This is a genomic window from Citrobacter sp. Cpo103, assembly GCF_030332605.1.
In the GTDB taxonomy this organism is placed as follows: domain Bacteria; phylum Pseudomonadota; class Gammaproteobacteria; order Enterobacterales; family Enterobacteriaceae; genus Citrobacter; species Citrobacter portucalensis.
On sequence record NZ_JAOWHO010000009.1, the window covers coordinates 1 to 265 of the forward strand.

Genomic DNA, 265 nt, shown 5'->3' on the forward strand with positions numbered 1-265 from the left:
GCTTGTAGCTCAGGTGGTTAGAGCGCACCCCTGATAAGGGTGAGGTCGGTGGTTCAAGTCCACTCAGGCCTACCAAATTCTTTCTGATACCGCGTTGTGAAACGACTCGCATACTTCAGTATGCTTCACCGTTCCACGCCTTGTCTCAGCAAGAATTAAGGTGAATGAGATAACTACGATGGGGCTATAGCTCAGCTGGGAGAGCGCCTGCCTTGCACGCAGGAGGTCTGCGGTTCGATCCCGCATAGCTCCACCATCCTTACTG

At 53.2% G+C, this 265-nt stretch carries 1 tRNA gene; it reads left to right on the top strand.

Features of this window, described 5'->3' with window-relative positions:
• The first annotated feature begins 180 nt into the window (after nt 1–180).
• Nucleotides 181–256, top strand: a tRNA-Ala gene (locus tag OGX89_RS00050).
• The last annotated feature ends 9 nt before the right edge of the window (nt 257–265 follow it).